Genomic DNA, 26,148 nt, shown 5'->3' with positions numbered 1-26,148 from the left:
ACCGCCTGTTCAGTTGTCGAGCAGCGCGAGGATGCGCAGCACCCACTGGAGGACGTGGATGAACACGCCCATGACCGCGACGTAGATGCCGATCGCCGATCGGAGGTCGCTGGCGTGATAATCTTCCCGGACGGCCCAGATCTCGTAGGTCAGATCACAGACAAAGGCCAGAAAGAAGATCACGCCCGCGAGCGCGATCAGCATGGGGTTGACGAAGTAGCCGACCGCGCCCAGCGCCATCCCACCGATGAATCCGCCGAAGGCGTAGGTTTGCCACCGTTCGAAGGAGTGATCGGTCGAGAAGACGATCACCGTCACGACGGCGGTGATCGCGGCGGTGATCAACGCCGCGATGCCGATCCCGGCCAGGCGCATCGACGCCGAAAGGCCTAGCTGGCTCCCGGCGATCGCGAGGATCGCCGCCCCGAACAGGCCGTAACCCGCCTGGGTCAGCGTGACGCCCGCGCCCGTGAGGATCCCACTCCCGCGTTCCAGGCCGAGGTTCGCGATCCAGAACCCGCCCCCGACGGTGACGACGAAAAATCCGATCGTCACGAAGTAGTTCGCGAACAACAGCGGGGTCACGAGCGGTGCGATCGGCGTGAAACTCACCAGCCACATCAACAAAATGTTGAACACGACGAGTGCGCTGGCGATGCCGACGATGCGCCCGATCGAGCGGTCGACGGTCGCCGCCCCCTCGATCGTGCCGTGACGAACGTTCGTTCCCATGAGCGCGTGTTTCACCGGCCGAGTGGTAACGATGGCGGTCCTCGCTGGCGAGCACCCGACTGCGACGGCCAGGATTCGATCGCGATCGACTTTCGACTCCAAAAATTAGCGGGGGTCGAACCCCGATTGACGAAGCAACAACGTGCCTAAGTGGGGAGCCCATAGGACGAGTCACCCATGAGTACGCGAACGTCTCGACTCGAACTCCAGGGGATGTCCTGTGCGAACTGTTCGGGGACCATCGAGGACACGCTCGCCGATCTCGACGGCGTCGAGAGCGCCGACGCGAACTACGCGACCGACGAGGGGTCGGTCACCTTCGATCCAGAGCGGGTCTCACTCTCTGCAATCTACGACGCGGTCGACCGGGCGGGGTATAGCGCGGTCGCGGAGACGGTGACGATCGCGATCGCCGATATGTCGTGTGCGAACTGCGCGGCGACGATCGGTGAGGCGTTCGCGGACACACCGGGCGTGATCGACGCGGACGTGAACTACGCGACCGACGAGGCCCAGGTCCGATACAATCCCGCCGAGACCTCGCTCGACGACCTGTACGACGCCGTCGAGTCGGCGGGGTATTCGCCGGTCCGGAAGGACGACGACGGCGACGACGGGACGGACGCACGCGACGCCGCCCGCGAGGGGGAGATCCGAAAACAGCTTCGCCTGACGCTGTTCGGGGCCGTCCTCTCGGCGCCCATGCTCCTGTTCATGGCCGACAAACTCCTGCTCGGCGGCGCGATCGTCCCCGAGACGGTCCTCGGGATCAGGTTCGGGTGGGTCGAGTTCCTGCTCGCGACGCCCGTGCAGGCGGTCCTCGGCTGGCCGTTTTACAGGAACTCCTACAACGCCCTCGTGAACAACCGCCGCGCGAACATGGACGTCCTGATCGCGCTGGGATCCTCGACGGCGTACCTCTACTCGCTGGCCGTCCTCGCGACCCTGATCGCCAGCGAGGGGCTGTACTTCGACACCGCGGCGTTGATTCTGGTCTTCATCACGCTCGGGAACTACCTCGAAGCGCGCTCGAAAGGCCAGGCCGGCGAGGCGCTCCGGGAACTGCTCGCGATGGAAGCCGAGACCGCCACCCTCGTCGACGAGGACGGCACCGAACGAGAGGTGCCCCTCGAAGAAGTCGCAGTCGGCGATCGCATGAAAGTCCGGCCGGGCGAGCAGATCCCGACCGACGGCGTCGTGGTCGAGGGCCAGTCGGCGGTCGACGAGTCGATGGTGACCGGGGAATCGGTCCCCGTCGAGAAGAGCGAGGGTGACGAGGTCGTCGGCTCGACGATCAACGAGAACGGTCTGCTGGTCGTCGAGGCGACGAAGGTCGGGAAAGACACTGCGCTCCAGCAGATCGTCCAGACCGTCAAAGAGGCTCAGTCCCGTCAGCCGGAGATCCAGAACGTCGCCGACCGGATCTCTGCGTACTTCGTCCCGGCGGTCATCGTGAACGCCATCTTCTGGGCGACCGTCTGGTTCGTCGCTCCCGAACTGCTCGCCGGCCTCGTCGGGTGGGTCCCACTCTTCGATCTGGTCGCCGGCGGGCCGGCGATCGCCGGCGGGACGGTCTCGGCGTTCGAGTTCGCGATCATCGTGTTCGCGTCGTCGGTGCTGATCGCCTGCCCCTGCGCGCTCGGGCTGGCGACGCCCGCGGCGACGATGGTCGGGACGACCATCGGGGCCCAGAACGGCGTCCTGTTCAAAGGCGGGGATATCCTCGAACGCGCCAAAGACGTCGACACCGTCGTGTTCGACAAGACGGGCACGCTCACCGAAGGCGAAATGGAGTTGACGGACGTGATCGCCCTCGACGCGCGCGCGGACGGCGGCACTGGGGCGGCGACGGCAGAGGCCCTCGACGAGGACGCGATCCTCCGGCTGGCGGCCAGCGCCGAGAGCGGGAGCGAACACCCGCTCGCACGCGCCATCGTCGCGGGGGCCGAGGACCGCGGCCTGGACGTTCCTGACCCCGAGAGCTTCGAGAACGTCCCCGGCCACGGGATCCGCGCGGTGGTCGACGGTCGTGACGTTCTGGTCGGGAACCGCAAACTGCTCGACGACGCAGGCATCGATCCCGCGCCCGCCGCCGAGACCATGGAACGACTCGAACGCGAGGGCAAGACCGCAATGTTGGTCGCGGTCGACGGCCAGTTGGCGGGCGTCGTCGCCGACGCCGACACGGTGAAAGAGGGCGCGACCGAGGCCGTCGCGGCGCTTCGCGAGCGGGGCGTCGACGTGATGATGATTACCGGCGACAACGAGCGCACCGCGCGTGCCGTCGCCGAGTCGGTCGGGATCGACCCCGAGAACGTCCGCGCGGAGGTCCTCCCCGAGGACAAATCCGACGCCGTGGAGGCGATTCAAAGCGACGGTCGCAAAGCGATGATGGTCGGTGACGGCGTCAACGACGCGCCCGCGCTCGCGGTCGCCCACGTCGGGACGGCGATCGGATCGGGCACCGACGTCGCCATCGAAGCGGCGGACGTGACGCTGATGCGATCGGACCCCCAGGACGTCGTGAAGGCGATCCGGATCTCCGATGCGACCCTCCAGAAGATCAAACAGAATCTCGTCTGGGCGCTGGGCTACAACACCGCGATGATCCCGTTGGCCTCCCTGGGCCTGCTTCAGCCCGTGCTCGCGGCGGCGGCGATGGCGTTTTCGAGCGTGTCGGTGCTCACGAACAGCCTCCTCTTCCGCCGGTATGTGCCCGATCGGGACTACCGCATCTTCGGCCGGTTCCGATAGCGGCGTCCACCCACTGCTCCGCTCTCGGCCGGAAACCGCCTCAGGCCGCCGAGGCGTGGTCGGCGGCGATGGTCTTGACGACGCGTTCGAGTCGGTCGGTGGCCTCCCGGGCGACCGCATCGATGCGGTCGTCGTCGGCCAACCCGAGCACGATGCGCGGATCCATGAGGCTCACGCCGATCTCGCCGGTCTCCGTCTCGTAGACGACGACGTTACAGGGCAACAGCGTCCCGAGTTCGATCTCTGCGTCGAGGCCGTCGTACGCGAGGTCGGGGTTGCAGGCCCCGAGAATCCGGTACTGATCGAACTCCGCGTCGAGTTTCTCTGCGAAGACCGCCTGGACGTCGATGTCACAGAGGACGCCGAACCCCTCGGCTTCGAGCGCGGCGATCGTCGCGTCGGTCACGTCGTCGAACGCACCGTCGACGGTGGTCTGGATAGTGTACTCCATACCGATCGTCGTGGTGCCAGGCCCCTCGTTATATGCGTCCTACCGGTCCGGTGGCGGAGTCTGCAGCCAGCGACGGTTCGTCTTGTATCGTCTTGGCCGTCGTCGACGACCTGGATCCTCCCCTCGTTCGCAAGTATTATTTTCTCCTTCTGAATACGTCTGCGCATGATCGTTGGGATTCCGGGCCTGGGACCGATGGCTGCGCTGCCCGAACTGATCGCCTTACTGCTCATCACGCTGGTCCTGTTCGTGGGCCTTCCGGTGGCGATCGTCGTCCTCGTGCTGCGCCGGCGTGGCTCCGAGGACGACAGCGGGAACTGACCCACCCGTTTCGGGATTCGACCTGGCAGAGCGATCGTCCGTCCCGATCCCGTTTCGAAACAATTAATTTTTCCTCTCAAAGACCTTCGTGTATGATCCTGGGAATTCCCGGTACGGGTGGCATGCCTGGTGGACCGGAACTACTCCTCATTTTGCTCGTCTTCCTGATCGGATTCGTCGGCGGGCCGGCGTTCGTCGTCGGCTACCTCTTCGGTCGGCGGTCGGACGACTGACGCCGTCGGGCCGAACCCGACCGAAAGGGTTGACCGACCGCCTCGCGTAGCCACGCCAAATGGTACTCGACGATCTCGGTGAATCGCTCCGGGGGACGCTCGATTCCCTGCGGGGAAAGTCACGCATCGACGAAGAGGACGTCGACGAGGTCGTCACCGAGATCCAACGGTCGCTGCTCCAGGCCGACGTCGACGTGGGCCTGGTCCAGGACCTCTCGGAGGCGATCCGATCGCGTTCACTCGACGAAGAGCCCCCGGCGGGGACGTCCGCTCGCGATCACGTCCTGCGGATCGTCTACGAGGAACTCGTCGATCTCGTGGGCGATTCGATGGAGTTGCCCCTCGAAGAACGAACGATCGTCCTCGCGGGCCTGCAGGGGTCGGGGAAGACGACCACGGCGGCGAAGATGGCGTGGTGGTTCTCGACGAAAGGCCTCCGCCCGGCGGTCATCCAGACCGACACGTTCCGGCCCGGCGCGTACGACCAGGCCGAGCAGATGGCCGAGCGCGCGGAGGTCGATTTCTACGGCGATCCCGACGGCGACGATCCCGTCCAGATCGCCCGCGACGGACTCGAAGCGACGGCCGATGCGGAAGTCCAGATCGTCGACACCGCCGGGCGGCACGCCCTCGAAGACGACCTGATCGAGGAACTCGAAGCGATCGATCGGGCCGTCGACCCCGACGACACGATCCTCGTGCTGGACGCGGCGATCGGCCAGGCCGCGAGCGATCAGGCCGAGGAGTTCGATCGCGCGGTCGCTGACGGCGTCGACGGCGTGACGATCACGAAACTCGACGGGACGGCCAAGGGTGGCGGCGCGCTCGCGGCGGTCGACCAGACCGACGCGGAGATCGCCTTCCTCGGGACCGGTGAGGGCGTCAAAGACGTCGAGCGCTTCGAGCCCTCGGGGTTCGTCTCGCGACTCCTCGGGATGGGCGACCTCGAACAGCTGGCCGAACGCGTCGAGCGCGCGATGGTCGAGACGGGCGAGGACGACGAGGAGTGGGACCCCGAGGACCTGATGGAGGGCGAGTTTACGCTGAAGGACATGCGCAAGCAGATGGAGGCGATGAACCAGATGGGCCCGCTCGACCAGGTGATGGACATGATTCCCGGCCTGGGCGGCGGGATCATGGACCAGTTGCCCGACGACGCGATGGACGTCACCGAGGATCGCATGCGGTCGTTCGAGGTCATCATGGACTCGATGACCGAGGACGAACTCGAACACCCCCAGTCGGTGGGGGCCGAGCGCGTCGAGCGCATCGCGCGCGGGTCGGGGACCGACCCCGAGACCGTGCGGGAACTCCTCCAGCAACACCAGATGATGGACCGCACGCTCGATCAGTTCCAGGGGATGGGCGACGGCGACCTCGGGCGGATGATGGACCAACTGGGCGAGGGTGGCGGGATGGGTGGTATGGGCGGGATGGGGCCGTTCTGAGCCACTTTCCGACCCGCTTTACCATCGTCCATCCGTTGTTATTTTCAGTGCCGATTCGAACCTGAAGCTATGGAAACATCGATCGGCGATCTGATCGGTAGTATCATCAGCGGTATCTTGTTCGGGTGTTTCATGTGGCTGGTCATGCCAATCGTCAGTGGTCCAATCTCGATCCCAGAGGCGGTCGGGGCCGGTGTCGCATTTGGGGCCATTATGACGGCTTTGGATGTATTGATGGACTGATCGTGGGGGCCGACCCGTTTCTGGTTCGGTCGCCCGCTGGCGTCGAACGACTTGCCGGTGGGCGTCGGTCGCAGTGATGTCCTGCTCGAATTGGTCGATTCGACTGATCTTGGTGTGACATTCCACCGCATTCAGAAGGGTATCTTTTAACACCTCGGCGCTTGAACTGCCGGTCGATGCCAACTGTCGAATACCTCAACTACGAAGTGATCGACGACCAGGGCTGGGACATCGAAGACGACGACCTCTTCGAGAAGGCTCAGGACCTCGACCTTGGCGAGTCCGAGCACGGCTCGCTGGAGGTCGCAGAAGGCGAGTACATCCTCGAAAGCGCCGAGGCGCAGGGCTACGACTGGCCCTTTTCGTGTCGCGCCGGGGCGTGTGCGAACTGCGCCTCGATCGTCGTCGAGGGCGAAGTCGACATGGACATGCAGCAGATCCTCTCCGACGAGGAGATCGAAGACAAAGGCGTGCGCCTGACCTGTGTCGGCACGCCCGAGACCGACGAGGTCAAGATCGTCTTCAACGCCAAACACCTCGACTTCCTTCAGAACCGCGTCATCTAACGGGACTGTGGTACGGCCGACCGCGTCGGCTCCTCTCCTGACCCGTTCGACATCCAGGCTGTCCGTGTAGTATCGCAGTTCGATACGCGACAGCGAGTCCTCACACCCGACGACTCACCGACCGCCCGCTGGGTGGCTGTCTGCCACCCCGGACGGTCACTCGTCGTGATCTGATTCTGACCGGAACACGACGTACAGACCCGCTCCGATCAGCGCGACCGGGACCAGCACGACACCGAGCAGGATGATCCCGATCAACGCGAGGACGAGCAGTTCGGGCCCACCCGGAACCTGGGCAAGGAGCATCTTCGAACAGTAGGCGTTCGATGCGCAAAAGCACCGTGTCGTCGACGAATGTTGCGGTCGGCTCGGGGACCTCCCGCTCAGATCCCGAGCCAGTCGTTATTGCTGACCGCGTAGTCCTGGGATCGGCAGTGTTTGGCCGCCTGCCGGCGGACCGCCCGTGACCCCGGGAGCGAGTCGTTCGCGTGGACGTGGTCGACGATCCAGTCAGCGATCACGTCGACGGGCTGGTCGTCGTCGGTGGCGTCGATCGCAGCGAGCGCCCGGAGGGTCTTCTCGTAGGCTTCGCGGCGCGACCGATCGAACTCCGCCTCTTGGAGTTCGTCGGCGGCCTCGACGATCCGTTTCATCGCGGCGGCGACTGTCGGCCGTTTCGTCCGCGCGCGCACCGCCGCGGTGGACTCGAAGACGATCCGCTCGGAGTTCGGCAGGAGGTCCGCGACGGGGACGTGATCGTCCGGCATCTCGATGGCCCGATCACCGATCGTCGCGACGACCGCGGCGCTCGTCGCCGGGAACTCGATCCCATCGAGCGGTTCGATGACCGGATCGAGGACGTCGTCCTCGATCGGTGGTCTGGGCTCGTCCATCCGTTCCAGTTGCTCGGCAAGGTCGCGCTCGCGGCGTCGGCGGTCGGCGTCGTGGGCCTGGTCCGTCCGGCCCGATTTGTCGTCTGCCATCTCAGGACCGACGGCGCCCTCCCGGATAGTTCTATGGCCGCCCCGTCACCGCTCGATCGCGAGGGCGGCGATGTCGCTGCGGTCGTACACCAGTCGCCGCCCGTCGATGTCGATCGTGACTCGCACGGCGGCCCGGTCGCTTTCGGTCACACCCGTCTCTGTACCATCCCGCCCCACTCGTTGTCGTTCCATTGCAGCCACTGGTACGTGGTGGGGACTGATGGGGATCACTCCGAACTGGTTGGGGCTTTATCAGCGCCGGACTCGGCGAGCAGTTCTTGGAGGACGTCTCGGGTGGCCCGCCGGAGACGCACCGAGAGTGTCGATTCAGAACAGTCGAACGTCGTGGCGAGTGTTTCGAGGCTGGTCTCACGGGGCACCTCGAAATAGCCTGCCTCCAGTGCCGTCCGGAGCAGTTCGGCGTCGTCGGTGTCGAGCGGGACGGCGACCGTCCCGACGGGGGCCGCCGACCGATAGAGTTCGCGGAGGTCACAGTCGATATCGTTGGTCGCACAGAACTCGGTGAACGCCCGAATCGACGCCCGATCGGTCGTCCGGATCTGGACGCGCCAGCCGTCACCGCTCGAACGCAGGTCGAGCAGTTCCTCGCCGATGGCGGCGACGGTGGCGGTCATCACGGGCACGTCGTCGGCGATCGTCAGCCGATAGGTCCGCGAGGTCTCGTCGTGGGTGACGAACAGGTTGGCGTCGGCGACCGTCGAATCCTCAGCGAGCGCGCGTTCGAACGCCTGGAACTCCCCGGAGTGGACCTGGACGTGAAACCAGGTCGTCTCTCCGTCCGAGACCGGCAGTCGCTCGGCGTGAACGGTCACGTCGAGGTCGCGGGCCAGCGTCGGTCCGAGAACGACCGACGACGACGTGACCTCGAATTCAGCGATGAGAGTCTCTGTCACCCGTGTTGAGCGGTACTGAACTATTCGATTTCGACTTCGTCCTCGTCCGAGGAGCGGTGCTTGCGGAGCGCGATGACGACCATCGCGACGATGGCGACGATGGCGATGAGTTTTGTTCGGTTCATCCGTTCGACCTATCGACCGCTGTGTCCATAATGATTGCGACGGAGGGAGTCGTGACCGACTGTCGAGAATCAGAAGAGCCAAGGGCCGGATTTGAACCGGAACGAGACGGTCTGTCTCGCTTCGCTTGGCAGCTTCGACTCGTCTGGTTACAAATCCGGCTGCTTTGCTCTCTTCGTTCGCTCTGCTCAGTCAGAAGAGCCAAGGGCCGGATTTGAACCGGCGATGGGCGGCTCTGCAGGCCGCTGCGTTAGGCCGAACTCTGCCACCTTGGCACGTGTGAGAGGTCTGCGGTCTGGCGGGTTATCTATTTTGGTCTGAACCGGCGGTGGGCGCCTGTGCCGCCGAGTCCCGCGAGGCGGCACGTCGGCAGTCGGTCGCGCGAGCTCGACGAGCGCGGCCGTCTGCGGGAACTGAGCGAACGCGAAGCGTTCGCGAAGGTCGGAGCGCTTTAGCGCTCCGGAACTGCAGGCCGCTGCGTGAGGCCGAACGCTGCCACCTTGGCGCGTATCGATACTCCCACTCGCGTCGATAAATGCGTTACGTGTCCGGGGCCCGGTCAGGAAAGCACCGATCGCTGTCGACGGCGGAGTCCGAACAATTTTTATCGATATACGGGTAACTATCAGCGATGAGCCGGTCCGTGGGGGTGGTCGTGCCGGCGTTCCGGCCCGACGTCGAGGGGTTGATCGCCTACGTCGACCAGTTGTCGGCGGCGCTGGACGACCCGACGATTCGGATCGAACTCGACGATCCAGACGAGGGGGTTCGTGAGCGTCTCGACGCGGCGGACGCCGAGGTCGCGACCGTCTCGGAGCGACGGGGGAAAGGGGCGGCGATCACTGCGGGGTTCGAAGCGCTCGATACGGACGTGCTGGCCTTTGTCGACGCCGACGGCGCGACGCCCGCTCGATCGGTGGCGGCCGTGATCGACCCGGTCCGCTCGGACTCGGCCGATCTGTCGGTCGGGTCGCGCCGTCATCCCGAGTCCGACGTCGGGAGTCACCAGACCGTCGGGCGACGCCTGCTGGGCGACGGGTTCGCCTGGCTCGCGCGACGCTTTCTCGCTGCCGACCTGTACGACTTCCAGTGTGGAGCGAAGGCACTCTCCGCGGCGGTCTGGGAGACGGTTCGGGGCCACCTCTACGAGGCCGGGTTCGCGTGGGACGTCGAACTCATCGCGGTCGCCGCCGCGTTCGACTATCGGATCGAGGAGGTGCCGATCACCTGGCAAGACCAGCCCGGATCGACGGTCGATCCCCTGGATGCGGTCCTCGAAATGGGGCGGACGCTCCTCACCGCCCGCCACCGCGCGCGCCAGATCCAGGACAGTCGCCTCCACCGAGCGATCGCGGACCGACGCGACGACGGCGAGGCGTTGATTCGCCGGGGGCACTCGTGATCGACCGCGAGCGGTTCGGCGCGCTCCTCTCGGGCGTCCGATTCGGGCAGTTCGTCTCCGTGGGGATCGTCGGTGCGGCCGCCGACACGGCCGTTCTTATGGTCTTCCGACTGGTGTTCGGCGCGCCCGAACTCCTGGCGAAAGCCGCCGGTGTCGAGACGGCGATTCTCGTGATGTTCGCCGTCAACGAGGTCTGGACGTTCGCGGACGAGGGCGCGATGGATCCCCGGTCGCTCGCGACGCGAATCGCCAAGTCCCATCTCGTTCGGTCCGGCGGCGTGACCGTCCAGTTGACCGTCTACACCGTGTTGACCCAGATCATGGCCGTCGAGGTCGTCCTCGCGGGGACGGACTGGTGGTTCCTCCTCGCGAGTCCGATCGCCATCGCCGCAGCGATGGGTGTCAACTACGTCTTCGAGAGTCTGTTCACCTGGCAGGTCCACCGCGAGGACGTGAGCGACACTGTGGCTTCGACCGACCCGTCGGAGTCGGATCGACGATTCTCGATCCGCGATTGATTCCTGTCGGCGTCGATTCGGGCCTGTTAGACCGTGAGCATCGCCCACGGCGGTGGTCGCCGCCAGCACAAGATTTATTACGAACCGCTATCAATCCGTGGGTACGCATGGCCGCGAACACCGACGAACTGCGCGATCTGTTCATGGCAGTCAGCGACGAGGCGACGCTGACCGACGAGCAGACCGACGACGGCGGTGACCGCATCGAGGACGATTCGCTCGACGTCCACGTGATGGACGGTCGGGAGGCGCTGGCCGACGCCGTCGCGGGGGCCGAGGCCGATGGGGATGCAGTCTCGCCCTGATCGATCTCTCGACGGGTCTCTCCCGTCTGGACAGACAACGATCCGACACGTGTCTGACACACGTTCAAGGGCCTCGACACCGGAGAGACTGGTATGAGCGAGGACCTGCAGGAGCGCGTTCAGGAACTCGAAGCCAGCGTCGCGGGCCTGACCGATGAGTTGATCGAGTGCAAGCAACGCATTCGGGACCTCGAAGCGGCCTCCGACGCCGATCTGGCCGACGTCTCGACGACCGAGAGCGACGACATCCTCCCCGAGGCCGACACATCTAATTCCGAGGAGTCCGAGACTGAAGACGAACAGGACTCCGACGACATCATCGTGGCATAGAGTCGGAGCCTCGCCCGCCCATGCACATCGACGCGATCGTCCTCGACAATTTCAAGAGCTTCGGCCGGAAGACGCGGATCCCCTTCTACGAGGACTTCACGACGATCAGCGGGCCCAACGGGTCGGGCAAATCGAACATCATCGACGGCGTGCTGTTCGCGCTCGGACTCGCCCGCACCTCGGGCATCCGCGCGGAGAAACTCACCGACCTGATCTACAACCCGGGTCACCACGGCGAGTCGGACACGAGTGGCCCACGGGAGGCGACCGTCGAGGTCGTCCTCAACAACGCGGACGGCACGCTCGACCGCCAGCAGGTCGTCTCGGCCGCCGGGACCGACAAGATCGGTGACGTCGAGACCATCGCGATCCGCCGGCGGGTCAAAGAGACCGAGGACAACTACTACTCCTACTACTACATCAACGACCGCTCGGTCAACCTCTCGGACATCCAGGACCTGCTCGCGCAGGCGGGGATCGCGCCCGAAGGGTACAACGTCGTGATGCAGGGCGACGTCACCGAGATCATCAACATGACCGCGGGGACGCGCCGGGAGATCATCGACGAGATCGCGGGCGTCGCCGAGTTCGACGAGAAGAAAGCCCAGGCCTTCGAGGAACTCGAAACCGTCGAGGAACGCATCGAGGAGGCCGATCTCCGCATCGAAGAGAAGACCGATCGGCTGGAGCAACTCGAAGACGAACGCGAGACCGCACTCGAATACCAGGAGCTCCGCGAGGAAAAGGAGACCTACGAGACCTACGAGCGCGCGGCGAAACTCGAACGGAAACGCGAGCAACTCGTCGATCGCGAGGCCGACCTCGAAGAGCTCCAGGAGCGCCGCGAGGGAATCGTCGCGGATTTCGAGGAGCGCGATGCCCGCGTGGAGCGCCTCGAAGACGAGCTGGGCGATCTCGAAGCGGAGATCCAGCGGAAAGGCGAGGACGAACAGCTCGAACTCAAACGCGAGATCGAGGAGCTCAAAGGCGAGCGCTCGCGACTGGCCGACCGCCGGGCCGCCGCCGAGGAGGCCATCGAAGACGCCGAGAGCGAGCGCCGCGAGGCGTTCGTCGAGATCGACCGGAAACAGGAGACCGTCGAGGAACTCACGAGTGACATCCGCGATCTGAAAGTCGAGAAATCCTCGCTGGCGGCCGAACGCCAGGACTTCGAGGCGGAACTGGAGACCGTCGAGTCCGAGATCGACGCGCTCGACGACACCGTCCAGGCAATTCGCGAGCGCCTGGAGGACCGCAAGGCCGATCTGGAGGACGCCAAGGCCGAGCAAAACGAACTCCAGCGCGAGCAGGACCGTCTGATCGACGAGGCACGCCGCCGCTCGGACGAACAGGAGGAGATCGAGGACGACCTCGCGGAGGCCCGCGAGCGCGTCCCCGAGATCGAGACCGAGATCGCCGCGCTGGCCGACGAACGTCGGAAAGCCGAGCAGAATCGCGAGACGATCGAGGAGGTCATCGAAGATCTACAAGACGACCGCGAGTCGATCCAGTCAGATCTGGACACCGTCGAAGACGACCTCTCGGCCGCCCAGGAGGAGTACGCCCGCCTCGAAGCCACCGCCGAGGAGTCGGGCGACGGCTCCTTCGGCCGCGCGGTGACGACCCTGCTCGACGCCGACATCGAGGGCGTCCACGGCCCGGTCGCGCGCCTCGCGAGCGTCGACCCCCAGTACGCGACCGCGCTGGAGACTGCCGCCGGCGGGCGAATGGCCAACGTCGTCGTCGACGACGATTCGGTCGGTGAACGCTGTATCGACCACCTCAAACAGCGGAATGCCGGCCGGGCGACCGTGCTTCCGATCACCGAGATGGAGGACCGATCGCTCCCTCGGCTCCCCGACGATCCGGGCGTGATCGACTTCGCGGTCGAACTCCTGGATTTCGACCCCGAGTATCGCTCTATCTTCGAGTACGTCGTCGGTGACACCGTCGTCGTCGAGGACATGGCGACCGCGCGCGCACTGATGGGCCAACTCCGCATCGTCACGCTGGAGGGTGATCTCGTCGAGAAGAGCGGCGCGATGACCGGTGGGTCGACCAGTGGGTCTCGGCACTCCTTTTCGGGGAGTCGCGGGCAACTCGACCGTGTCGCCAGTCGGATCAACGACCTCGAAGACCAGCGTCGCGACCTGCGCGAACAGCTTCGGGACGTCGAGGGGCGCATCGAAGACGCCCGCGACCGGAAGGCCGACGCGACCGAGCAACTGCGCGACGTCGAACGCGAGATCGACGACCTCGAAGACGAACGCGACGCGCTGGAAGGCAAAATCGACGACCTCGAATCCCGTCTCGACGAGATCGAGGCCGAACGCGAGGCCGTCGCCGACGAGATGGACGAGTTAGACGCCCAGATCAGCGAGAAGCGCGAGACGATCGCAGCGATCGAAGACGACATCGCCGATCTGAAAGCCGACATCGAGGACTCTCGACTCGCCGAACTCACCGAGCGCGCCGACGAGTTACGCGCCGAGATTGCCGACCGGAAATCCGCGATCGATGACCGTGACGCGCGACTGAACGAACTTGCCCTCGAAAAGGAGTACGCCGAAGACGCCATCGAGGACTTGGAGGGCCGCGTGGAGGCCGCCAAAGAGCGCGCCGCCGAGCGCGAGCGCGAGATCGAGGAGATCGAGAGTGAGATCGAGGCGATCGACGGCGAGATCGAGGCGATCGAGGACGAGATCGCCGCGCTCGAATCCGAACTCGTCGAACTGAAAGACGAGCGCGACGAGTTATCGGCCGAGTTGAACGAGGCTCGCGAGGCCCGCGACGCGACCCGCCGCGAGCGCGACCGTGTCGACGACGAGATCGAGTCCGCCGAGGCCGAGATCGAGCGCCGCGCCGACGAAATCGCCGAGATCGAAGCGGAGGTCGGTGAGTACGACCCCGAGGAGATTCCCGATCACCACACCGTCCGGACGAAGATCGGGCAACTCGAATCCCGGATGGAGGAACTCGAACCCGTCAACATGCTCGCGATCGACGAGTACGACGAGGTGGCGGCCGATCTCGACGATCTCGAAGAGAAACGCGACACGCTCCGGACCGAAGCCGACGAGATCCGCGCCCGCATCGACGGGTACGAGACCCAGAAACGCGAGACGTTCCTCGAAACGTTCGAAGCGATCGACGACCACTTTCAGGACATCTTCGAGCGCCTCTCGAACGGCACGGGCCAGTTGCACCTCGAAGACGACGAGGATCCTTTCGAGGGGGGCCTGACGATGAAAGCCCAGCCCGGCGACAAGCCGATCCAGCGCCTCGATGCGATGAGCGGCGGCGAGAAGTCCCTGACGGCACTCGCCTTCATCTTCGCGATCCAGCGGCACAACCCTGCGCCGTTCTACGCGCTCGACGAGGTCGACGCCTTCCTCGACGCGGCGAACGCCGATCTGGTCGGGGAGATGGTCGACGAACTCGCGGGCGAGGCGCAGTTCGTCGTCGTGAGTCACCGCTCCGCGATGCTCGAACGCTCCGAGCGCGCGATCGGCGTCACGATCACCGCGGACAACGTCAGCGAGGTCACCGGGATCGACCTGTCGAGCGAGGAGGTGCCCGCTGATGACTGATGCTCCTGACGAGCGTAGCGAGTCAGAGCATCCAGCGGGGCGGGAGGCCGACGACCGCAGGGAGTCGGAGCATCCAGCGGAGCGGAACGGCGACGAGCGACGCGACCCCCTCGGTCCGCCACGGCCGGACGGCGGCGCGGTCGCGACCGCCGACACCGAGGGCCCGGTCCAGCCGGTGGACGTGCTCGTCGATCTCGCGGACGACGGCGAGATCGATCCCTGGGACATCGACGTCGTGCGCGTCACCGACCGATTTCTCGATCGCCTGGACGAGAGCGACCTCCGGGCGTCCGCGCGCGCATTGTTCTACGCGAGCGTGCTCGTCCGGATGAAAAGCGAGATGCTCCTGGAGGACGAGGAGGACGAACCCGACCCCGAGGACCCCTGGGCCGAGCCCCGACCGGGAGCCCCACCCGAACCGGGCGGGCCCGACCCGTTCGCGGACCTGGAACGCGAGATCGATCGGCGGATCGACCGCAAGCGCGCTCGCGGGTCGCCCCGGACGCTCGACGAACTCGTGCGCGAACTCCGCGAGATCGAACGCGAGGCGCGCTGGAAAGAGTCCCGCGAGTACGACACCAGCGACTCCCCAAAGGGGTTTCGCCGGGGCACCCAGCGACTCGACTACCGCAGCGGCGACGCCGACCGCGCGGCGGGCGAACCGACCGCCGAGGACGTGACGGGCACGACCCACGCCGAGCACATCGAGGACCTGCTCGACGACGTGCGTGCGGCGATCGAAGCGGAATTCGAGGCGGGTCGCTCGGAAGTGCTGTTCGCGGAAATCGAGGACGCCGGCCCGTCTCGCGTCCAGACGTATCTGGGCGTGCTCTTCCTGTGTGATCGGGACGTCATCGACATGGAACAGGACGCGTTGTTCGGTGACCTCTGGCTGCAACAGCCCGGGATCAGAGACGACGACGCGACGGCCGCGTCCGCGCTCGCTGATTCCGACGGGGACGAGGCGGATCCCGAGGCGGCCGATCCGGCCACGCCAGAGCCGACCGACGACGATTGAGCGTCGGGCCCCTACTCGCTTTCAGGACTGTCCTCGGTGTCGACGTTCGCGCTGTCATCGCCGTCCGCGCCGTCCTCCGGAACGAGGTCGTGAAACGCCTCCAGGATGAGCCGTTTGGCGACCGCACCGCGGGTCGTCCAGTGGTGAGCGTAATCGAGCGGGTCGTCGTAGATGTCGGGCTTACAGCCCGCGGCCCGGGGGTGGCCCCCGCCGCCGACCGCCTCGGCCACTTCGTGACACCGCTCGAAGTTCTCGGTCCCGCGGATCGAGGCGCTGCCGGCGGGCTTGACGATCACTGCGGCGTCGGCTCCTCGCTCGCGCAATCGCTCGGCCACCTCGTTCTGTGAGCAGTGGCCGTAGGTCACGGCGACCGTCCAGGGCCCGATATCGCGCATCTCGGCGCGGGCGGCGGCCTTCTCGATCAACTGGGCCTTGCGCTCGCGGCGCTCGGTGAGCACCGCCTGGACGTCGGCGGGCAGGTCCGCCCCGTGTTCGGTGACGGTCGCGATGTACTCCTCTGGGTCGGCCCAGTGGGCGTAGTCGGCCAGGTCGTCGCTGCGCGGATCATCGCGGATCCAGAGGTCGTGATCGCGCGTGACGGCGACGAGTTCCGCGAGGTGGTCGGGCACGCCATCCAGGTGCTCGGCGGTGACATCGGCGGCACAGACCGTCTCGGAGTCGCCCACCGCGAGCGTGACGCCCGCCGCGCGGACCTGGTCGGCCAACGCGTCGTCCCACTCGTGGTGATCGTACCAGGCGACCGATTCGGCCTGCTCGACGAGCGCGTCGAGGCCCGCGAGGTCGCTCGCCTCGTCGGGGGCGAGATCGCAGATCACGACTGGCGTCTCGGCCGGGAGGGCTGCGGCGGTGCGTTCGAGCTGGTCGGCCAACTGGTGGGGATCGGTCGGGACGAGCGTGACCTGCCCATCGTGGGTCGCCCGGACGAGCGCGGTACAGGCCAGGCCGTCGGCGTCGGGGTCCGCGATCACGACCCACTCCGCATCGGCCAGATCGAGCGCCGGACGGTCCTCGCTGGGCTCGAAAAAGCCCTGGCCGGGGAGGATCGACTGGCGTTCGATCGAGCAGTCGTCGATCGACCAGTTCATGCGGCGGCCTCCTCCTCGTCGAGTTGGCGGACGGTCAACACGGGCATCGTCGCCCGCCGGACGACGCTCTCGGCCACACTCCCGAGCAGGAGCGCGTGCTCGCCGTGGCGACCGCGGGTCCCGGTCGCGATCACGTCGGCGTCGATCTCGTCGGCGTACGCACAGATCTCGTCGGTCGGTTCGCCCTCGCGGACGACCGTCTCGATCTGGCTGTCGGTGCGCTCCTGGAGGGCGTCGAGCGCGTCGTGGCCGCTGTCGAGCAGCGCCTCGTGGAGGTCCTCGCGGACCTGCTTGGGTGAGGCCTCGACTTCGACGGTGTCGACGACGTACAGGGCGTGGATCGTCGCGTCGAACCGGTCGGCCAGGTCCAGCGCGACGCGGACCGCTCGATCCGCGCTGGCCGAGCCGTCGGTCGTCAGGACGACGGTGTCGATCATACACCAGTTCGCGGCGGCCGCGCACATCAGGGTATCGGAGACGCATCTCCACGACGCAGTCTCTCGATCGACCGCAAAACACGGTGGATTTTTGAATGGTCGCGATCCAATGGCACGCGATGCCCGTCGACGTCGATACTGTGCTGGTTCCCGTCGATGCCACCGACCGGTCCGAACGGGCCGTCGAGTACGCCGTCGAGGTCGCTGCGCGCTACGACGCCAGCCTCCACGTGTTACACGTCCTCGAAGAGGGCGTCGTCCGAGGCCTGGCCCGCGGACGACTCGACCCCGAGGCCGTCGCCAACCAGCAGCGCGCGTTCATGAAAGTCGTCCACGAGACCGTCAGGGACTGCTCGGACGACGTGCCGGTCACCCAGTCCGCGACGGCGGGCTTTTCGGTCTCTGAGCTCTCGCGGAACCCCGTGACGGCCGTCCTCGACGGGGCCGACGACGTCGACGCCGACTTCATCGTGATCGAGCGCGGCGACGACCGTAGCGAAGACCCCGGCGTGTTGGGGCGTGTCTCTCAACACCTGCTCTCGTACGCGAGCGAACCCGTGCTGTCGGTCTAATCGTCGGTTCGTTCGGCGTTTGCGATCCGATCACGCCGTGAGTCGAATCGCCATTTCGAGTTCGAAGCTCGTCGATTCGACGACTTCGAAGCCGACCTCGCGGTAGACCGCGACGGCGGGGTCGTTCCAGCGCTCGACGGTGAGCCAGACGTATTCGACGTCCGCGGCGGCGGCGTCGCCCAGCAACGCACTCGTGAGTTCGGTCCCGATGCCGACGTTCTGGTAGGCGCTCTCGACGAAGATCGCGAGTTCGTAGGCGTCGATCGTCTCGGGCGTCCCGGTCTCGTCGGGGACGGCCATGGCGTGACCGATGACGCGGTCGCCGTCACGGGCGACGACGTTCAGACAGTGCTCGCAGATCAACTCGTCGAGCCACCGCTCGATCGCGTCGCGCTCGATCGGTGGGATGCCCTGGGCGCGGTCGGCCGGGTCGAACCGCTCGTACATCGCGACGACCGCGTCGCGCTGCTCGCCGGCGAGGTCCGTCTCGACCAACTCGATCGTCTGGCCGTCGCCGTCCACAAACGACCGTGGCGGTCGCTCGAAGGGGCCGGCCGGCGTCTCGGGAAACGATCCATCGCGGTCGGTCATCGGATGAGCGTCACCGGGGTTTCGGAGTTGAGGACGACGAACTCGCTGATCGAGTTCAGCCGAATCTTGCCGAGGTTGCTCCGGGAGGAGCCACCGAGGACGAGTCGATCGAAGCTCTCGCCGTCGGCCAGTTCGACGAGCGCGCCGCCGGGATCGCCGGAGAGGTGTCGAATCTCGGCGTCGATGCCGACCTCCGTGAGCAGTTCTCGGGCGCGCCGTTCGACGGTCTCAGGGTCGGCCGCGACGTCGTCGGTCTCGAAGATCGCGACGGTCACCGCGTCGCCCGCGACGCGGGCCCGCTCGGCAGTCTCTTCGAGTGCGTCCCAGGAGGCCGTCGTTCCGCCGACCCCCACCAACACGTCCATAGCGGGCGTCGGGCCAGCGCGGGCATAAGCGTTCGCCACCTGGTTCGGGTCGTCAGTTCGCGATCAGGTCGGCGGGACGAATCGCCGTCCCCGGTCGACGCCCGGTTCGTTTTTCCCCACGCCGGCCCTCGGGGCGCACGATGACCGTCCGGGCGGCCGCCGCGGAGGCCTACCGCGAGGCGATCGGCCCGCTCGCGGTGAGCGCCGTCGGGGGCCTGCTCGCCGGGGTGGTCTTCGCGGGGATGCGTAGCGATCTCGCCCGCGTCCAGGGCCTGGTCGTGCTCGTGCCCGCCTTACTCGCACTCCGGGGGAACGTCTACGGATCCTTCGGCGCGCGGCTGGCGACCGGGCTCCACCAGGGGTTGCTCCGCCCGCGCGTCGACGATCCCCGCCTCCGGCGCGCTGCGGCCGCGGCGCTCGTGAATGGCCTGCTCGCGGGGTCGTTCGCCGCCCTCTCGGTGGCTGCGATCCTCCCCGCGATGGGTCGGCCGGTCGCCGCGGCCCCGCTGCTCGCGATCGCGATCCTCTCGGGGCTGCTCTCGGGGAGCGTGCTCGTCGTCGTGGTCGTGGCCGTGATCGTGGTGGGCTACCGGCGCGGGCTGGATCCAGACACGCTGGTCGGGCCGATCGTGACGACGACCGGCGACGTGTTCGGCATGGCCGCACTCCTGGTCGCGGCGCGTCTGGTCGCGGGGGTGCTCTGAGTGGAGTCGCGCTGGACGATCACGGGGATCACGCGCGCGATGGGGCCCTTGCTCGCGGTGCTCGTGCTCGTCGAGATCGGGAGTGGCCTCGTGCTCGGCCAATTCGAGTATCGACTCCTGGAGATGCCGACCCTGCTCGTGCTCGTGCCGGTGACGATCGGGACGGCGGGGAACCTCGGGAGCATCCTCGCCTCGCGGCTCTCGACGGCACTCGCACTCGGGACGGTCGGGCCCGAGCGCGGCGGGGCCTGGCTCGCCGGCTCCTCGATCGCGACGGTCGCGCTCGCGACGACGCTGTTTCCGATCGTCGGCCTCTGTGCGTGGGGGCTGGCGGTGCTCACGGCCGATCCCACGCTCGCGCTTCGGACGGTGCTCGTGATCGCGACGACGAGTGGCCTCGTCCTCGCTGGCGTGGCGATCGCCGTCACGACGGTCACCACGTGGATCGCCTGGCACGCCAGTCTCGATCCCGACTCGGTGGTGATCCCCGTCGTCACGAACGTCTGTGACGTGCTGGGCGTGGTCGTCCTGTTCGGTGTCGTCGAACTCCTGCTCTAACGTTCCCAGGGCGGTCGCGCGCCGCCGTCGCCCGCGTCGGTGTCGTCCGCGCTCGCTCTCTCGTCGACGGCTTCGAGGTCGAGGAGGCGGTCGATCAGACTCAGTCGGACGTAGACCGTCCAGGCCAGCCCTATCACGACTGCGGCGCCGACGCCGACGACCGGCGACTCGATCTCCATGCTCGTGACGACCGCCGCGCCCGAGGCCACGACGGCGACGTTGTAGACGAAAATCGCGACGTCGATCCGGTGAAGGTCCATACCGCTTTTGGGTGAGCCAGTCACAAAGTCGCGCGGATCTGCGGCTGCCGTCGAGCGGCCGACGACGTGGACGCCGCCCAGCCCGACCGACCTCCGATCACTCGTGGTCGAGTGGATCGCCGCCGTCGGTCGGCGGTGCGATGGCGTCGATGACCCGCTCGACGCTCGGCTCGTGGACCCGAACGCGGACGTGGATCGTCCCGAGTTCGTGGGGGTCCTCCTCGACGGCGAAGTTGATCCGATCGGCAGCGGCCGGCTGTTTCGCGAGATCGAATTCGAAGCGATCGCCCTGGCGGCCGTCGAAAAAGACGCCACGGGCGGTTTCGAGGATCTCACGGCGGTGGAGGTGCTCGGAGAACGCCGCGAGGTCGTGGGCCTCGGCGCGAACCTCGCCGTCGGTCAGGTCCGGGTCGGCACTCGGCAGCACGGTCCGGATCGCGTCTCGGACGCGGTCGGGGTCCTCGGTGGGGTACACCGGTGCCGTCGCGGTCACGTCGATCCGGTAGGCCTCGGGGGCGTCACCGCCACTCATGGATCGATCTCCGCGACGAGCTCTCGCACGCGCTCGCGGAACGTCTCCAGGTCGCTCGTGTTGTCGATGGCTCGGTCGGCCATCGCCATCGCCGCGTCCATCCCGAACGACCGCTCGCGGGCGTCCCGATCGGCCAGCGACTCGCCGCCGGCGTCGGCGGTGGCGTCACGACCGCGATCGTCGAGGCGTTCGGCGCGCAGGTCCTGGGGCGCGTCGATGCGCACGAGGACGAACGCGTCTCCGAAGGCGTCCTCGAAGCGCTCGACTTCGACGTCCGAGCGGATCCCCTCGACGACGGCGGCGTCCGACCGGTTGAGTGCGTCTCGCAGTCGCGGGATCGTCCGGTCAGCGATCGCTGCGGGCCCGTCTTCCTCGCGGAGCGCGGTCGCGACCGCGCCGTGATCGGTCGCGGGATCGCGACCGCGTTCGCGACAGGCCGCCCGGATCACGTCGCCCATCGCGATCACCGGAAGCCCCTCCTCGCGCGCCACGGCGGCGGCCTCGCTCTTGCCGCTGCCCGGCAGGCCGACGAATCCGATGACGGTCATCGGCGGTGGTACTCGAAGGTCGTCCAAAAGGGTGGCGTTCGGGCCCCACTCAGCGCTCGCGCTCGACCGCAAACGAGGCCAGATCGCGGAGGTATTCGAGTGCCGCGGGATCGGCGGCGTCGATCGAGTCGAGCGCGGCCAGCGCGCGGTCGCGCTCCTCGCGCGCTCGGTCGGTCGCCTCGGCCGCCGAGAGGTCGGTCACTTCGAGCACCGACGGTCGGTCGAGGTCGGCGTCCTGGCCGGCGGGCTTGCCGAGCAGGCTTCGATCGCCGGTCGCGTCGAGGACGTCGTCACGAATCTGGAAGGCGACGCCGACGCGTTCGGCGTACGTCCCCGCGGCGTCGGTCGTCTCCGGCGAGGCGTCGACGGCGATCGCCCCCAACTCGGCGGCGGCCCGGAACAGGGCGCCCGTCTTCCGGCGCGCGAGTTCGAGATACGCCGCCTCGTCGCTGGGCGAGGCCATCAGTTCGGTCGCCTCGCCTGCGCCCAGATCGACGACCGACTCGGTGATCGTCTCCATCGCCCGGGGGTCGTCGGCAAACAGCGCGAGCGCCTCACCGAGCAGTCCGTCGCTGGTGATCAGCGCGGGGCCGTGCCCGGTCGCCGCCCACGCACTGGGCGATCCGCGGCGCAACTCCGACTCGTCGATGATGTCGTCGACGACCAGCGAGGCGTTGTGGACGAGTTCGACGCCCGCGGCGTAGTCGAGGGCGTCGTCGCTCTCCCCGCCGAGTAACTCACAGACGAGCATCACGAGCGTCGGACGGACCCGCTTGCCGCCCGCGAGGACGACGTCACTGCTCCGATCGGCCAGCACGGGCGGTTCGACCGCGTCGAGCACCTCGACGAGTCGCTGCTCGACGAGGTCACGACGCCGGTCGAGGTCCTGCATGGGGGAGACATATCGACCGAATCGACATGTACGTGACGACTCCGACAGTCGGGGACCCCTTCGGCCCGACGGTCTGATGGCGAGACGGTCCAGAGCCGAGACGGTCTCCGGGCGCGACGGTCCAGGGCCGGGACGCGCCCGGCGCCGACCGGAGGCCCTGATCGGTGTCGATTGAGGCTAGCAATTAACACAGTGAAATACGTAGAACAACCAATGAGTCTCCGCTTGATCGTCGAGGCGATCGAATCGCTCGAAAAGGATCTCACACTGTTCAACCTCCCGCCGGCGAGTCGGATTGCCGAGCGCCTCGAACGGTTTTTCGAGACCCAGAACGTCCGGATTCGGACGGCCCAGACGGCGTCGGGACGCCCCGAGGAGATCGCCGTCCTCAGTCGTCCCGAGGCCGTCATCGCACTCGTCGAGGTGGATCGGCTCCGGGAGTTGGTCGACGAGGGGCCACCGGACAGCGACCTCGGGATTCGAGACGGGGCGTTCGAACCGTTTCTCACGCCACTGAAAGAGACGAGTTTCACCGCCTACGACAAACGCCAGATGCTCGCGACCACGCGTGAAATCGAGGATCGCGCGCGCCGTGTCGGGAGCGGCACGATCCACACCGGGTTTCAGCGGAGTTCACTCATGGCGTTGCAGGCCCCGATCTACCGGGACCTCGCTGATCGCGGGCTGACGGTCCACACCTACGGGGTCCCCGACGGGGCGATCCCCCACATCGGGCAGGGGACGGTCCACACACCAGAGACCGACGAGATCGCCCAGACCTGGTTCGTCGCCTTCGACGGGGGGACCGAGCCGACCCAGGCGACGGCGCTCGTCGCTGAGGAACGCAAGGAGGGTCAGTACTACGGCGTCTGGACCTACGACCCCGCGATCGTCGGGCAGATCGTCACGCACCTCGAAGAGACCTACGTCGTCGACTCCGACCCTCCGACCCATGCCCCATCCTGACCGCTGCGATCTGAAGGCGGACGCCCTCGGGTCGTCGCCGTCGCTCGCGTCGAGACGGCTCCAGCGACAGTCTCCGCTGAGCACCGCCGACCGGAGGTAATTGGGATCTCGACGACGTCGACGTCTGATCGATCGCGTGGGCGGTCGGTCGACGCCCACGACACGCCGAAACGCTGAACCGCGACCGGCGGCGATGTCCGGTCGGATGGATTTCGTCGAGTGGTCCGTCGCGGCGGCCGACCGCCTGGTGGTCGAGCACACTCGCCGTGTCGTGATCGTCGGCCTGCTGTTGACGCTCGTCTTCGGCGCGGGGCTGGGCAATCTCACGACGGAGTCGGGGACGAGTCAGTTTACCGAGGGATCTCCCTCCGAAGAGGCGTTCGAGGCCGTCAACGAGGTGTTCGGCCCGACGTTTTCGGCCGACACTGGGTCGACGACGTTGATCGTCAAGGATCGGAACGTCCTCTCGAAACCCGCCTTGCTCCGCCTGCTCACGCTCCAGGAACGCCTGCTCGAACGGGAATCGTTGCGGATCACCGAGGCCAGCAGCGTCGCCCGGTCGATCGCCCAGACGATCGATCCCGAGGCGCGCACGCTCGCGGCCCAACACGACGCCATCGACCGCGCGACGGCCCGTGAGATCGATCGCGCCGTCGCGGAGCTGGCGGCCCGCCCGGGCTTTTCGCGATCGTTGAGCGACGATTTCAACCCCGAGAGTGCGCGTGCCTCGGCAACCATCGCGACGGTCACCCACGAGGTGCCTGCGGGCATGGGAAGCGGCGCGGGCACGAGCGGTGAGAGCCCACTCCAGGGCTATCAGACCGGCGTCGAGAGCGTTGCCGAGCGCTCGCCCGGTGACGTGACCGTGTTCGGTCAGGGCGTCGTCGCCGCGGAGTTCCAGAACGTCATTCTCGACTCGCTGGTGATCGTCGTCCCTGCTGCCGTCGTCCTGATCTTGCTCTTTTTGATGGTCGCGTACCGCGATCCGGTCGATCTCGGATTGGGCGTGCTCGCACTCCTCATGGCGATCGTGTGGACGTTCGGCGCGGTCGGCCTGCTCGGCATTCCGTTCACGCAGATGCTGATCGCCGTCCCGCCCCTGTTGCTCGCGGTCGGGATCGATTACGGCATCCACACGATCAACCGGTATCGCGAGGAGCGTGTCGCGGGCGCACGCGCTCAGCCAGCGATGCGCACGACGATGGCTCAGTTGCTCGTCGCCTTCGGCATCGTCACGGGGACGACCGTGATCGGCTTTTCCGCGAATCTGACGAGCGATCTCGGGCCGATCCGCGATTTCGGCCTGGTCGCGGCGATGGGGATCGTCATCACGTTCGGCGTGTTCGGAATCTTCCTTCCGGCGGCGAAACTGTTCGTCGACGACTGGCTGGGCCGCTCGGAGCGGCCGGCGAAACGACCGCTGGGCGCGGACGACACCGCGCTCGGACGCGTGCTCGCGGGCGGGTTGGTGCTCGCGCGACGGGCCCCGATCGCGACGCTCGTCGTGATCGCCCTCCTCACGGCCGGCGCGGCGGCGTACGGCACCGGCGTCGACACGTCGTTCAACCAGGACGACTTCCTCCCGCCCGAGGACACGCCGGCGATCCTCGATCGGCTCCCGGAACCCTTTGCCCCCTCGGAGTACACCGTCACGGGGACGATCTCCTTTATCGAGGACCGATTCGCCAGCGACCAGCAGTCGTCGGTGACGCTGTACGTCGAAGCGCCGATGCGTGACCCCACCCAACTCGAAGAGCTCCAGCACGTCAACCGGAACCCCCCGCCCGCGTTCGTCGCGACCGACCGCGAGGCGGAGGTGCGCTGGATCGGGTCGGTCATCCAGTCCCACGCCGCGGCGTCGCCCGCGTTCGCCCGTCTGGTCGCGCGTAACGACCCAGACGGTGACGGCATCCCCGAGCAGAACCTCGAAGCGGTCTACGACGCACTCATGGACTCGCCGGCCCGCCAGCAGGCCACCCAGTACATCACGAGCGACTACCGGCGCACGCGGCTGGTCTATCAGGTCGACGCGGACGCGAGTGACGCCGAGATATCGGGCCAGGCCCGCCGACTGGCCGAGGACGTCCGCGGCGACGCCACCGCGACCGGCCAGGTCGTCGTCTTCGACGCCATCTCAGCGACGATCCTCCAGTCCGCGATCACGAGCCTCGTCGTCGCGCTCGTCGGGACCGGGGCCTTCCTCCTGGTCGCCTACCGAATCGTCGAGGGGCGGGCGACGCTCGGCCTGGTGAATCTCGCGCCGATCCTCGTCTCGCTCGCCCTGATCGTCGGGACGATGCGCGCGCTGGGCATGCCGCTGAACGCGCTGACGGCGACGATCCTCTCGATCGCGATCGGCCTGGGGATCGACTACTCGGTCCACGTCGTCCACCGATTTGCCGACGAGTACCCCGAGCGACCGTTCTGGGACGCGCTCGAAGACACCGTGCGGGGCACGGGCGGCGCGCTGACGGGCAGTATGGTCACGACGGCGTCGGGGATCGGCGTCCTCGTGATCGCGATTACGCCGATCCTCGGGCAGTTCGGCCTCGTCACGGCGATGGCGATCGGCTACTCGTATCTCGCGGCGATGATCGTCACGCCGTCGGTGCTCGTCGTCTGGTATCGCGCCCGGGTCGCACTCGGGATCGACCGGCCTGCGCCCGACATCTAGGACGCTCGGCCC

At 67.1% G+C, this 26,148-nt stretch carries 31 protein-coding genes and 1 tRNA gene; 17 read left to right on the top strand and 15 right to left on the bottom strand.

Translation table 11 applies throughout. The features are described from left to right. Nucleotides 1-9 precede the first annotated feature (9 nt). Nucleotides 10-732 carry a hypothetical protein gene (locus tag HARCEL1_RS10195; RefSeq protein WP_108383132.1) on the bottom strand — a complete coding sequence of 241 codons (723 nt, stop codon included), beginning with the start codon at nt 730-732 and terminating at the stop codon, nt 10-12. A gap of 177 nt (nt 733-909) precedes the next feature. Between HARCEL1_RS10195 and HARCEL1_RS10190 the strand changes: the two genes are divergently transcribed. Next, the gene (locus HARCEL1_RS10190) at nt 910-3,486 is read left to right on the top strand and encodes a heavy metal translocating P-type ATPase (protein ID WP_108383130.1); all 2,577 of its coding nucleotides are present in this window, start codon (nt 910-912) and stop codon (nt 3,484-3,486) included. Between the two features lie 40 nt (nt 3,487-3,526). Here HARCEL1_RS10190 and HARCEL1_RS10185 read toward each other — a convergent pair whose 3' ends face one another. Beyond that, nucleotides 3,527-3,937: a DUF302 domain-containing protein gene (locus tag HARCEL1_RS10185; RefSeq protein WP_108383128.1), complete on the bottom strand. Its 411-nt coding sequence runs from the start codon at nt 3,935-3,937 to the stop codon at nt 3,527-3,529. A gap of 165 nt (nt 3,938-4,102) precedes the next feature. Between HARCEL1_RS10185 and HARCEL1_RS13395 the strand changes: the two genes are divergently transcribed. From HARCEL1_RS13395 to fer, 5 genes are all read left to right on the top strand, one after another. Continuing rightward, nucleotides 4,103-4,258 (top strand): hypothetical protein, encoded by a 156-nt coding sequence (locus HARCEL1_RS13395; protein WP_159077089.1) that lies wholly within the window; start codon nt 4,103-4,105, stop codon nt 4,256-4,258. 92 nt (nt 4,259-4,350) lie between these two features. Continuing rightward, nucleotides 4,351-4,491: a hypothetical protein gene (locus HARCEL1_RS13390; protein ID WP_159077088.1), complete on the top strand. Its 141-nt coding sequence runs from the start codon at nt 4,351-4,353 to the stop codon at nt 4,489-4,491. 59 nt (nt 4,492-4,550) lie between these two features. Continuing rightward, nucleotides 4,551-5,939 (top strand): signal recognition particle protein Srp54, encoded by a 1,389-nt coding sequence (locus HARCEL1_RS10180; protein ID WP_108383126.1) that lies wholly within the window; start codon nt 4,551-4,553, stop codon nt 5,937-5,939. A gap of 69 nt (nt 5,940-6,008) precedes the next feature. Beyond that, complete coding sequence (locus tag HARCEL1_RS13385) at nt 6,009-6,182, top strand: hypothetical protein (protein ID WP_159077087.1); 174 nt, start codon at nt 6,009-6,011, stop codon at nt 6,180-6,182. 176 nt (nt 6,183-6,358) lie between these two features. Further along, nucleotides 6,359-6,748, top strand: a complete 390-nt coding sequence (fer, locus tag HARCEL1_RS10175; RefSeq protein WP_108383123.1) for a ferredoxin Fer — start codon at nt 6,359-6,361, stop codon at nt 6,746-6,748. Between the two features lie 156 nt (nt 6,749-6,904). On the opposite strand, the gene HARCEL1_RS13380 is transcribed toward fer, so the two are convergent. The 5 genes from HARCEL1_RS13380 to HARCEL1_RS10160 form a co-directional block, all read right to left on the bottom strand. Continuing rightward, on the bottom strand, nt 6,905-7,054 hold the full coding sequence (locus tag HARCEL1_RS13380; RefSeq protein WP_159077086.1) for a hypothetical protein: 150 nt from the start codon (nt 7,052-7,054) through the stop codon (nt 6,905-6,907). Nucleotides 7,055-7,131: 77 nt separating this feature from the next. After that, nucleotides 7,132-7,731 carry a DUF5789 family protein gene (locus tag HARCEL1_RS10170; protein WP_108383120.1) on the bottom strand — a complete coding sequence of 200 codons (600 nt, stop codon included), beginning with the start codon at nt 7,729-7,731 and terminating at the stop codon, nt 7,132-7,134. Between the two features lie 45 nt (nt 7,732-7,776). Then, nucleotides 7,777-7,923, bottom strand: a complete 147-nt coding sequence (locus HARCEL1_RS13375) for a hypothetical protein (RefSeq protein ID WP_159077085.1) — start codon at nt 7,921-7,923, stop codon at nt 7,777-7,779. Nucleotides 7,924-7,958: 35 nt separating this feature from the next. Continuing rightward, nucleotides 7,959-8,645, bottom strand: coding sequence for a helix-turn-helix domain-containing protein (locus tag HARCEL1_RS10165; RefSeq protein WP_108383118.1), 687 nt, complete (start codon nt 8,643-8,645; stop codon nt 7,959-7,961). A 322-nt stretch (nt 8,646-8,967) separates the two neighbouring features. Further along, nucleotides 8,968-9,043, bottom strand: a tRNA-Cys gene (locus HARCEL1_RS10160). Between the two features lie 356 nt (nt 9,044-9,399). Between HARCEL1_RS10160 and HARCEL1_RS10155 the strand changes: the two genes are divergently transcribed. From HARCEL1_RS10155 to HARCEL1_RS10130, 6 genes are all read left to right on the top strand, one after another. After that, entirely contained in the window at nt 9,400-10,170 is a 771-nt protein-coding gene (locus HARCEL1_RS10155; protein WP_108383115.1) for a glycosyltransferase, read from the top strand. Next, on the top strand, nt 10,167-10,688 hold the full coding sequence (locus tag HARCEL1_RS10150; RefSeq protein WP_108383112.1) for a GtrA family protein: 522 nt from the start codon (nt 10,167-10,169) through the stop codon (nt 10,686-10,688). Before HARCEL1_RS10155 ends, HARCEL1_RS10150 begins: the two co-directional genes overlap by 4 nt. A 107-nt stretch (nt 10,689-10,795) precedes the next feature. Further along, complete coding sequence (locus HARCEL1_RS10145; protein WP_108383110.1) at nt 10,796-10,993, top strand: hypothetical protein; 198 nt, start codon at nt 10,796-10,798, stop codon at nt 10,991-10,993. 93 nt (nt 10,994-11,086) lie between these two features. After that, a complete protein-coding gene (locus tag HARCEL1_RS10140; protein WP_108383107.1) occupies nt 11,087-11,323 on the top strand; it encodes a DUF7518 family protein in 237 nt (78 codons plus the stop codon). Nucleotides 11,324-11,343: 20 nt separating this feature from the next. Beyond that, a complete protein-coding gene (smc, locus tag HARCEL1_RS10135) occupies nt 11,344-14,913 on the top strand; it encodes a chromosome segregation protein SMC (protein ID WP_108383104.1) in 3,570 nt (1,189 codons plus the stop codon). Next, nucleotides 14,906-15,931: a segregation/condensation protein A gene (locus HARCEL1_RS10130; protein WP_108383102.1), complete on the top strand. Its 1,026-nt coding sequence runs from the start codon at nt 14,906-14,908 to the stop codon at nt 15,929-15,931. The genes smc and HARCEL1_RS10130 overlap by 8 nt, the downstream gene beginning before the upstream one ends. 11 nt (nt 15,932-15,942) lie before the next feature. On the opposite strand, the gene HARCEL1_RS10125 is transcribed toward HARCEL1_RS10130, so the two are convergent. Both HARCEL1_RS10125 and HARCEL1_RS10120 read right to left on the bottom strand, forming a co-directional pair. After that, complete coding sequence (locus tag HARCEL1_RS10125) at nt 15,943-17,037, bottom strand: DHH family phosphoesterase (RefSeq protein ID WP_108383099.1); 1,095 nt, start codon at nt 17,035-17,037, stop codon at nt 15,943-15,945. Then, nucleotides 17,034-17,474 carry a universal stress protein gene (locus tag HARCEL1_RS10120; RefSeq protein WP_108384233.1) on the bottom strand — a complete coding sequence of 147 codons (441 nt, stop codon included), beginning with the start codon at nt 17,472-17,474 and terminating at the stop codon, nt 17,034-17,036. The genes HARCEL1_RS10125 and HARCEL1_RS10120 overlap by 4 nt, the downstream gene beginning before the upstream one ends. A 119-nt stretch (nt 17,475-17,593) precedes the next feature. On the opposite strand from HARCEL1_RS10120, the gene HARCEL1_RS10115 reads away from it, so the two are divergent. After that, nucleotides 17,594-18,046, top strand: a complete 453-nt coding sequence (locus tag HARCEL1_RS10115) for a universal stress protein (RefSeq protein WP_108384230.1) — start codon at nt 17,594-17,596, stop codon at nt 18,044-18,046. A gap of 30 nt (nt 18,047-18,076) precedes the next feature. Here the strand turns inward: HARCEL1_RS10115 and HARCEL1_RS10110 are convergent, their stop codons facing one another. Next, nucleotides 18,077-18,637 carry a GNAT family N-acetyltransferase gene (locus HARCEL1_RS10110; RefSeq protein WP_108383096.1) on the bottom strand — a complete coding sequence of 187 codons (561 nt, stop codon included), beginning with the start codon at nt 18,635-18,637 and terminating at the stop codon, nt 18,077-18,079. Then, a complete protein-coding gene (locus tag HARCEL1_RS10105) occupies nt 18,634-19,002 on the bottom strand; it encodes a universal stress protein (RefSeq protein WP_108383094.1) in 369 nt (122 codons plus the stop codon). The genes HARCEL1_RS10110 and HARCEL1_RS10105 overlap by 4 nt, the downstream gene beginning before the upstream one ends. Nucleotides 19,003-19,142: 140 nt before the next feature. Between HARCEL1_RS10105 and HARCEL1_RS10100 the strand changes: the two genes are divergently transcribed. Both HARCEL1_RS10100 and HARCEL1_RS10095 read left to right on the top strand, forming a co-directional pair. Then, entirely contained in the window at nt 19,143-19,706 is a 564-nt protein-coding gene (locus HARCEL1_RS10100) for a magnesium transporter (RefSeq protein WP_108383091.1), read from the top strand. Next, nucleotides 19,707-20,264, top strand: a complete 558-nt coding sequence (locus HARCEL1_RS10095) for a magnesium transporter (protein WP_108383088.1) — start codon at nt 19,707-19,709, stop codon at nt 20,262-20,264. On the opposite strand, the gene HARCEL1_RS10090 is transcribed toward HARCEL1_RS10095, so the two are convergent. The 4 genes from HARCEL1_RS10090 to HARCEL1_RS10075 form a co-directional block, all read right to left on the bottom strand. After that, nucleotides 20,261-20,524, bottom strand: a complete 264-nt coding sequence (locus tag HARCEL1_RS10090) for a hypothetical protein (RefSeq protein WP_108383086.1) — start codon at nt 20,522-20,524, stop codon at nt 20,261-20,263. The two genes, HARCEL1_RS10095 and HARCEL1_RS10090, sit on opposite strands and share 4 nt — an antisense overlap. A gap of 97 nt (nt 20,525-20,621) precedes the next feature. Then, nucleotides 20,622-21,056: an RNA-binding domain-containing protein gene (locus HARCEL1_RS10085; protein WP_108383083.1), complete on the bottom strand. Its 435-nt coding sequence runs from the start codon at nt 21,054-21,056 to the stop codon at nt 20,622-20,624. Beyond that, a complete protein-coding gene (locus tag HARCEL1_RS10080; RefSeq protein ID WP_108383080.1) occupies nt 21,053-21,604 on the bottom strand; it encodes an AAA family ATPase in 552 nt (183 codons plus the stop codon). Before HARCEL1_RS10080 ends, HARCEL1_RS10085 begins: the two co-directional genes overlap by 4 nt. A gap of 49 nt (nt 21,605-21,653) precedes the next feature. Next, nucleotides 21,654-22,496, bottom strand: a complete 843-nt coding sequence (locus HARCEL1_RS10075; protein ID WP_108383078.1) for a polyprenyl synthetase family protein — start codon at nt 22,494-22,496, stop codon at nt 21,654-21,656. A 213-nt stretch (nt 22,497-22,709) separates the two neighbouring features. On the opposite strand from HARCEL1_RS10075, the gene HARCEL1_RS10070 reads away from it, so the two are divergent. Together HARCEL1_RS10070 and HARCEL1_RS10065 are read left to right on the top strand one after the other, a co-directional pair. Further along, nucleotides 22,710-23,462, top strand: a complete 753-nt coding sequence (locus tag HARCEL1_RS10070) for a DICT sensory domain-containing protein (protein ID WP_108383076.1) — start codon at nt 22,710-22,712, stop codon at nt 23,460-23,462. Nucleotides 23,463-23,667: 205 nt separating this feature from the next. Then, nucleotides 23,668-26,136, top strand: coding sequence for an efflux RND transporter permease subunit (locus tag HARCEL1_RS10065; protein ID WP_108384228.1), 2,469 nt, complete (start codon nt 23,668-23,670; stop codon nt 26,134-26,136). The last annotated feature ends 12 nt before the right edge of the window (nt 26,137-26,148 follow it).

It is taken from the genome of Halococcoides cellulosivorans, from assembly GCF_003058365.1.
Taxonomy (GTDB): Archaea; Halobacteriota; Halobacteria; order Halobacteriales; family Haloarculaceae; genus Halococcoides; species Halococcoides cellulosivorans.
This window is presented reverse-complemented; position numbering and strand designations above follow the sequence as displayed.

Excerpts from the sequence above, each read along its gene's own strand:
- HARCEL1_RS10195 (WP_108383132.1), bottom strand. The coding sequence starts at position 732 with ATGGGAACGAACGTTCGTCACGGCACGATCGAGGGGGCGGCGACCGTC.
- HARCEL1_RS10190 (WP_108383130.1), top strand. The coding sequence starts at position 910 with ATGAGTACGCGAACGTCTCGACTCGAACTCCAGGGGATGTCCTGTGCG.
- HARCEL1_RS10185 (WP_108383128.1), bottom strand. The coding sequence starts at position 3,937 with ATGGAGTACACTATCCAGACCACCGTCGACGGTGCGTTCGACGACGTG.
- HARCEL1_RS13395 (WP_159077089.1), top strand. The coding sequence starts at position 4,103 with ATGATCGTTGGGATTCCGGGCCTGGGACCGATGGCTGCGCTGCCCGAA.
- HARCEL1_RS13390 (WP_159077088.1), top strand. The coding sequence starts at position 4,351 with ATGATCCTGGGAATTCCCGGTACGGGTGGCATGCCTGGTGGACCGGAA.
- HARCEL1_RS10180 (WP_108383126.1), top strand. The coding sequence starts at position 4,551 with ATGGTACTCGACGATCTCGGTGAATCGCTCCGGGGGACGCTCGATTCC.
- HARCEL1_RS13385 (WP_159077087.1), top strand. The coding sequence starts at position 6,009 with ATGGAAACATCGATCGGCGATCTGATCGGTAGTATCATCAGCGGTATC.
- fer (WP_108383123.1), top strand. The coding sequence starts at position 6,359 with ATGCCAACTGTCGAATACCTCAACTACGAAGTGATCGACGACCAGGGC.
- HARCEL1_RS13380 (WP_159077086.1), bottom strand. The coding sequence starts at position 7,054 with ATGCTCCTTGCCCAGGTTCCGGGTGGGCCCGAACTGCTCGTCCTCGCG.
- HARCEL1_RS10170 (WP_108383120.1), bottom strand. The coding sequence starts at position 7,731 with ATGGCAGACGACAAATCGGGCCGGACGGACCAGGCCCACGACGCCGAC.
- HARCEL1_RS13375 (WP_159077085.1), bottom strand. The coding sequence starts at position 7,923 with ATGGAACGACAACGAGTGGGGCGGGATGGTACAGAGACGGGTGTGACC.
- HARCEL1_RS10155 (WP_108383115.1), top strand. The coding sequence starts at position 9,400 with ATGAGCCGGTCCGTGGGGGTGGTCGTGCCGGCGTTCCGGCCCGACGTC.
- HARCEL1_RS10145 (WP_108383110.1), top strand. The coding sequence starts at position 10,796 with ATGGCCGCGAACACCGACGAACTGCGCGATCTGTTCATGGCAGTCAGC.
- HARCEL1_RS10140 (WP_108383107.1), top strand. The coding sequence starts at position 11,087 with ATGAGCGAGGACCTGCAGGAGCGCGTTCAGGAACTCGAAGCCAGCGTC.
- smc (WP_108383104.1), top strand. The coding sequence starts at position 11,344 with ATGCACATCGACGCGATCGTCCTCGACAATTTCAAGAGCTTCGGCCGG.
- HARCEL1_RS10130 (WP_108383102.1), top strand. The coding sequence starts at position 14,906 with ATGACTGATGCTCCTGACGAGCGTAGCGAGTCAGAGCATCCAGCGGGG.
- HARCEL1_RS10125 (WP_108383099.1), bottom strand. The coding sequence starts at position 17,037 with ATGAACTGGTCGATCGACGACTGCTCGATCGAACGCCAGTCGATCCTC.
- HARCEL1_RS10120 (WP_108384233.1), bottom strand. The coding sequence starts at position 17,474 with ATGATCGACACCGTCGTCCTGACGACCGACGGCTCGGCCAGCGCGGAT.
- HARCEL1_RS10115 (WP_108384230.1), top strand. The coding sequence starts at position 17,594 with ATGCCCGTCGACGTCGATACTGTGCTGGTTCCCGTCGATGCCACCGAC.
- HARCEL1_RS10110 (WP_108383096.1), bottom strand. The coding sequence starts at position 18,637 with ATGACCGACCGCGATGGATCGTTTCCCGAGACGCCGGCCGGCCCCTTC.
- HARCEL1_RS10105 (WP_108383094.1), bottom strand. The coding sequence starts at position 19,002 with ATGGACGTGTTGGTGGGGGTCGGCGGAACGACGGCCTCCTGGGACGCA.
- HARCEL1_RS10100 (WP_108383091.1), top strand. The coding sequence starts at position 19,143 with ATGACCGTCCGGGCGGCCGCCGCGGAGGCCTACCGCGAGGCGATCGGC.
- HARCEL1_RS10090 (WP_108383086.1), bottom strand. The coding sequence starts at position 20,524 with ATGGACCTTCACCGGATCGACGTCGCGATTTTCGTCTACAACGTCGCC.
- HARCEL1_RS10085 (WP_108383083.1), bottom strand. The coding sequence starts at position 21,056 with ATGAGTGGCGGTGACGCCCCCGAGGCCTACCGGATCGACGTGACCGCG.
- HARCEL1_RS10080 (WP_108383080.1), bottom strand. The coding sequence starts at position 21,604 with ATGACCGTCATCGGATTCGTCGGCCTGCCGGGCAGCGGCAAGAGCGAG.
- HARCEL1_RS10075 (WP_108383078.1), bottom strand. The coding sequence starts at position 22,496 with ATGCAGGACCTCGACCGGCGTCGTGACCTCGTCGAGCAGCGACTCGTC.
- HARCEL1_RS10070 (WP_108383076.1), top strand. The coding sequence starts at position 22,710 with ATGAGTCTCCGCTTGATCGTCGAGGCGATCGAATCGCTCGAAAAGGAT.
- HARCEL1_RS10065 (WP_108384228.1), top strand. The coding sequence starts at position 23,668 with ATGGATTTCGTCGAGTGGTCCGTCGCGGCGGCCGACCGCCTGGTGGTC.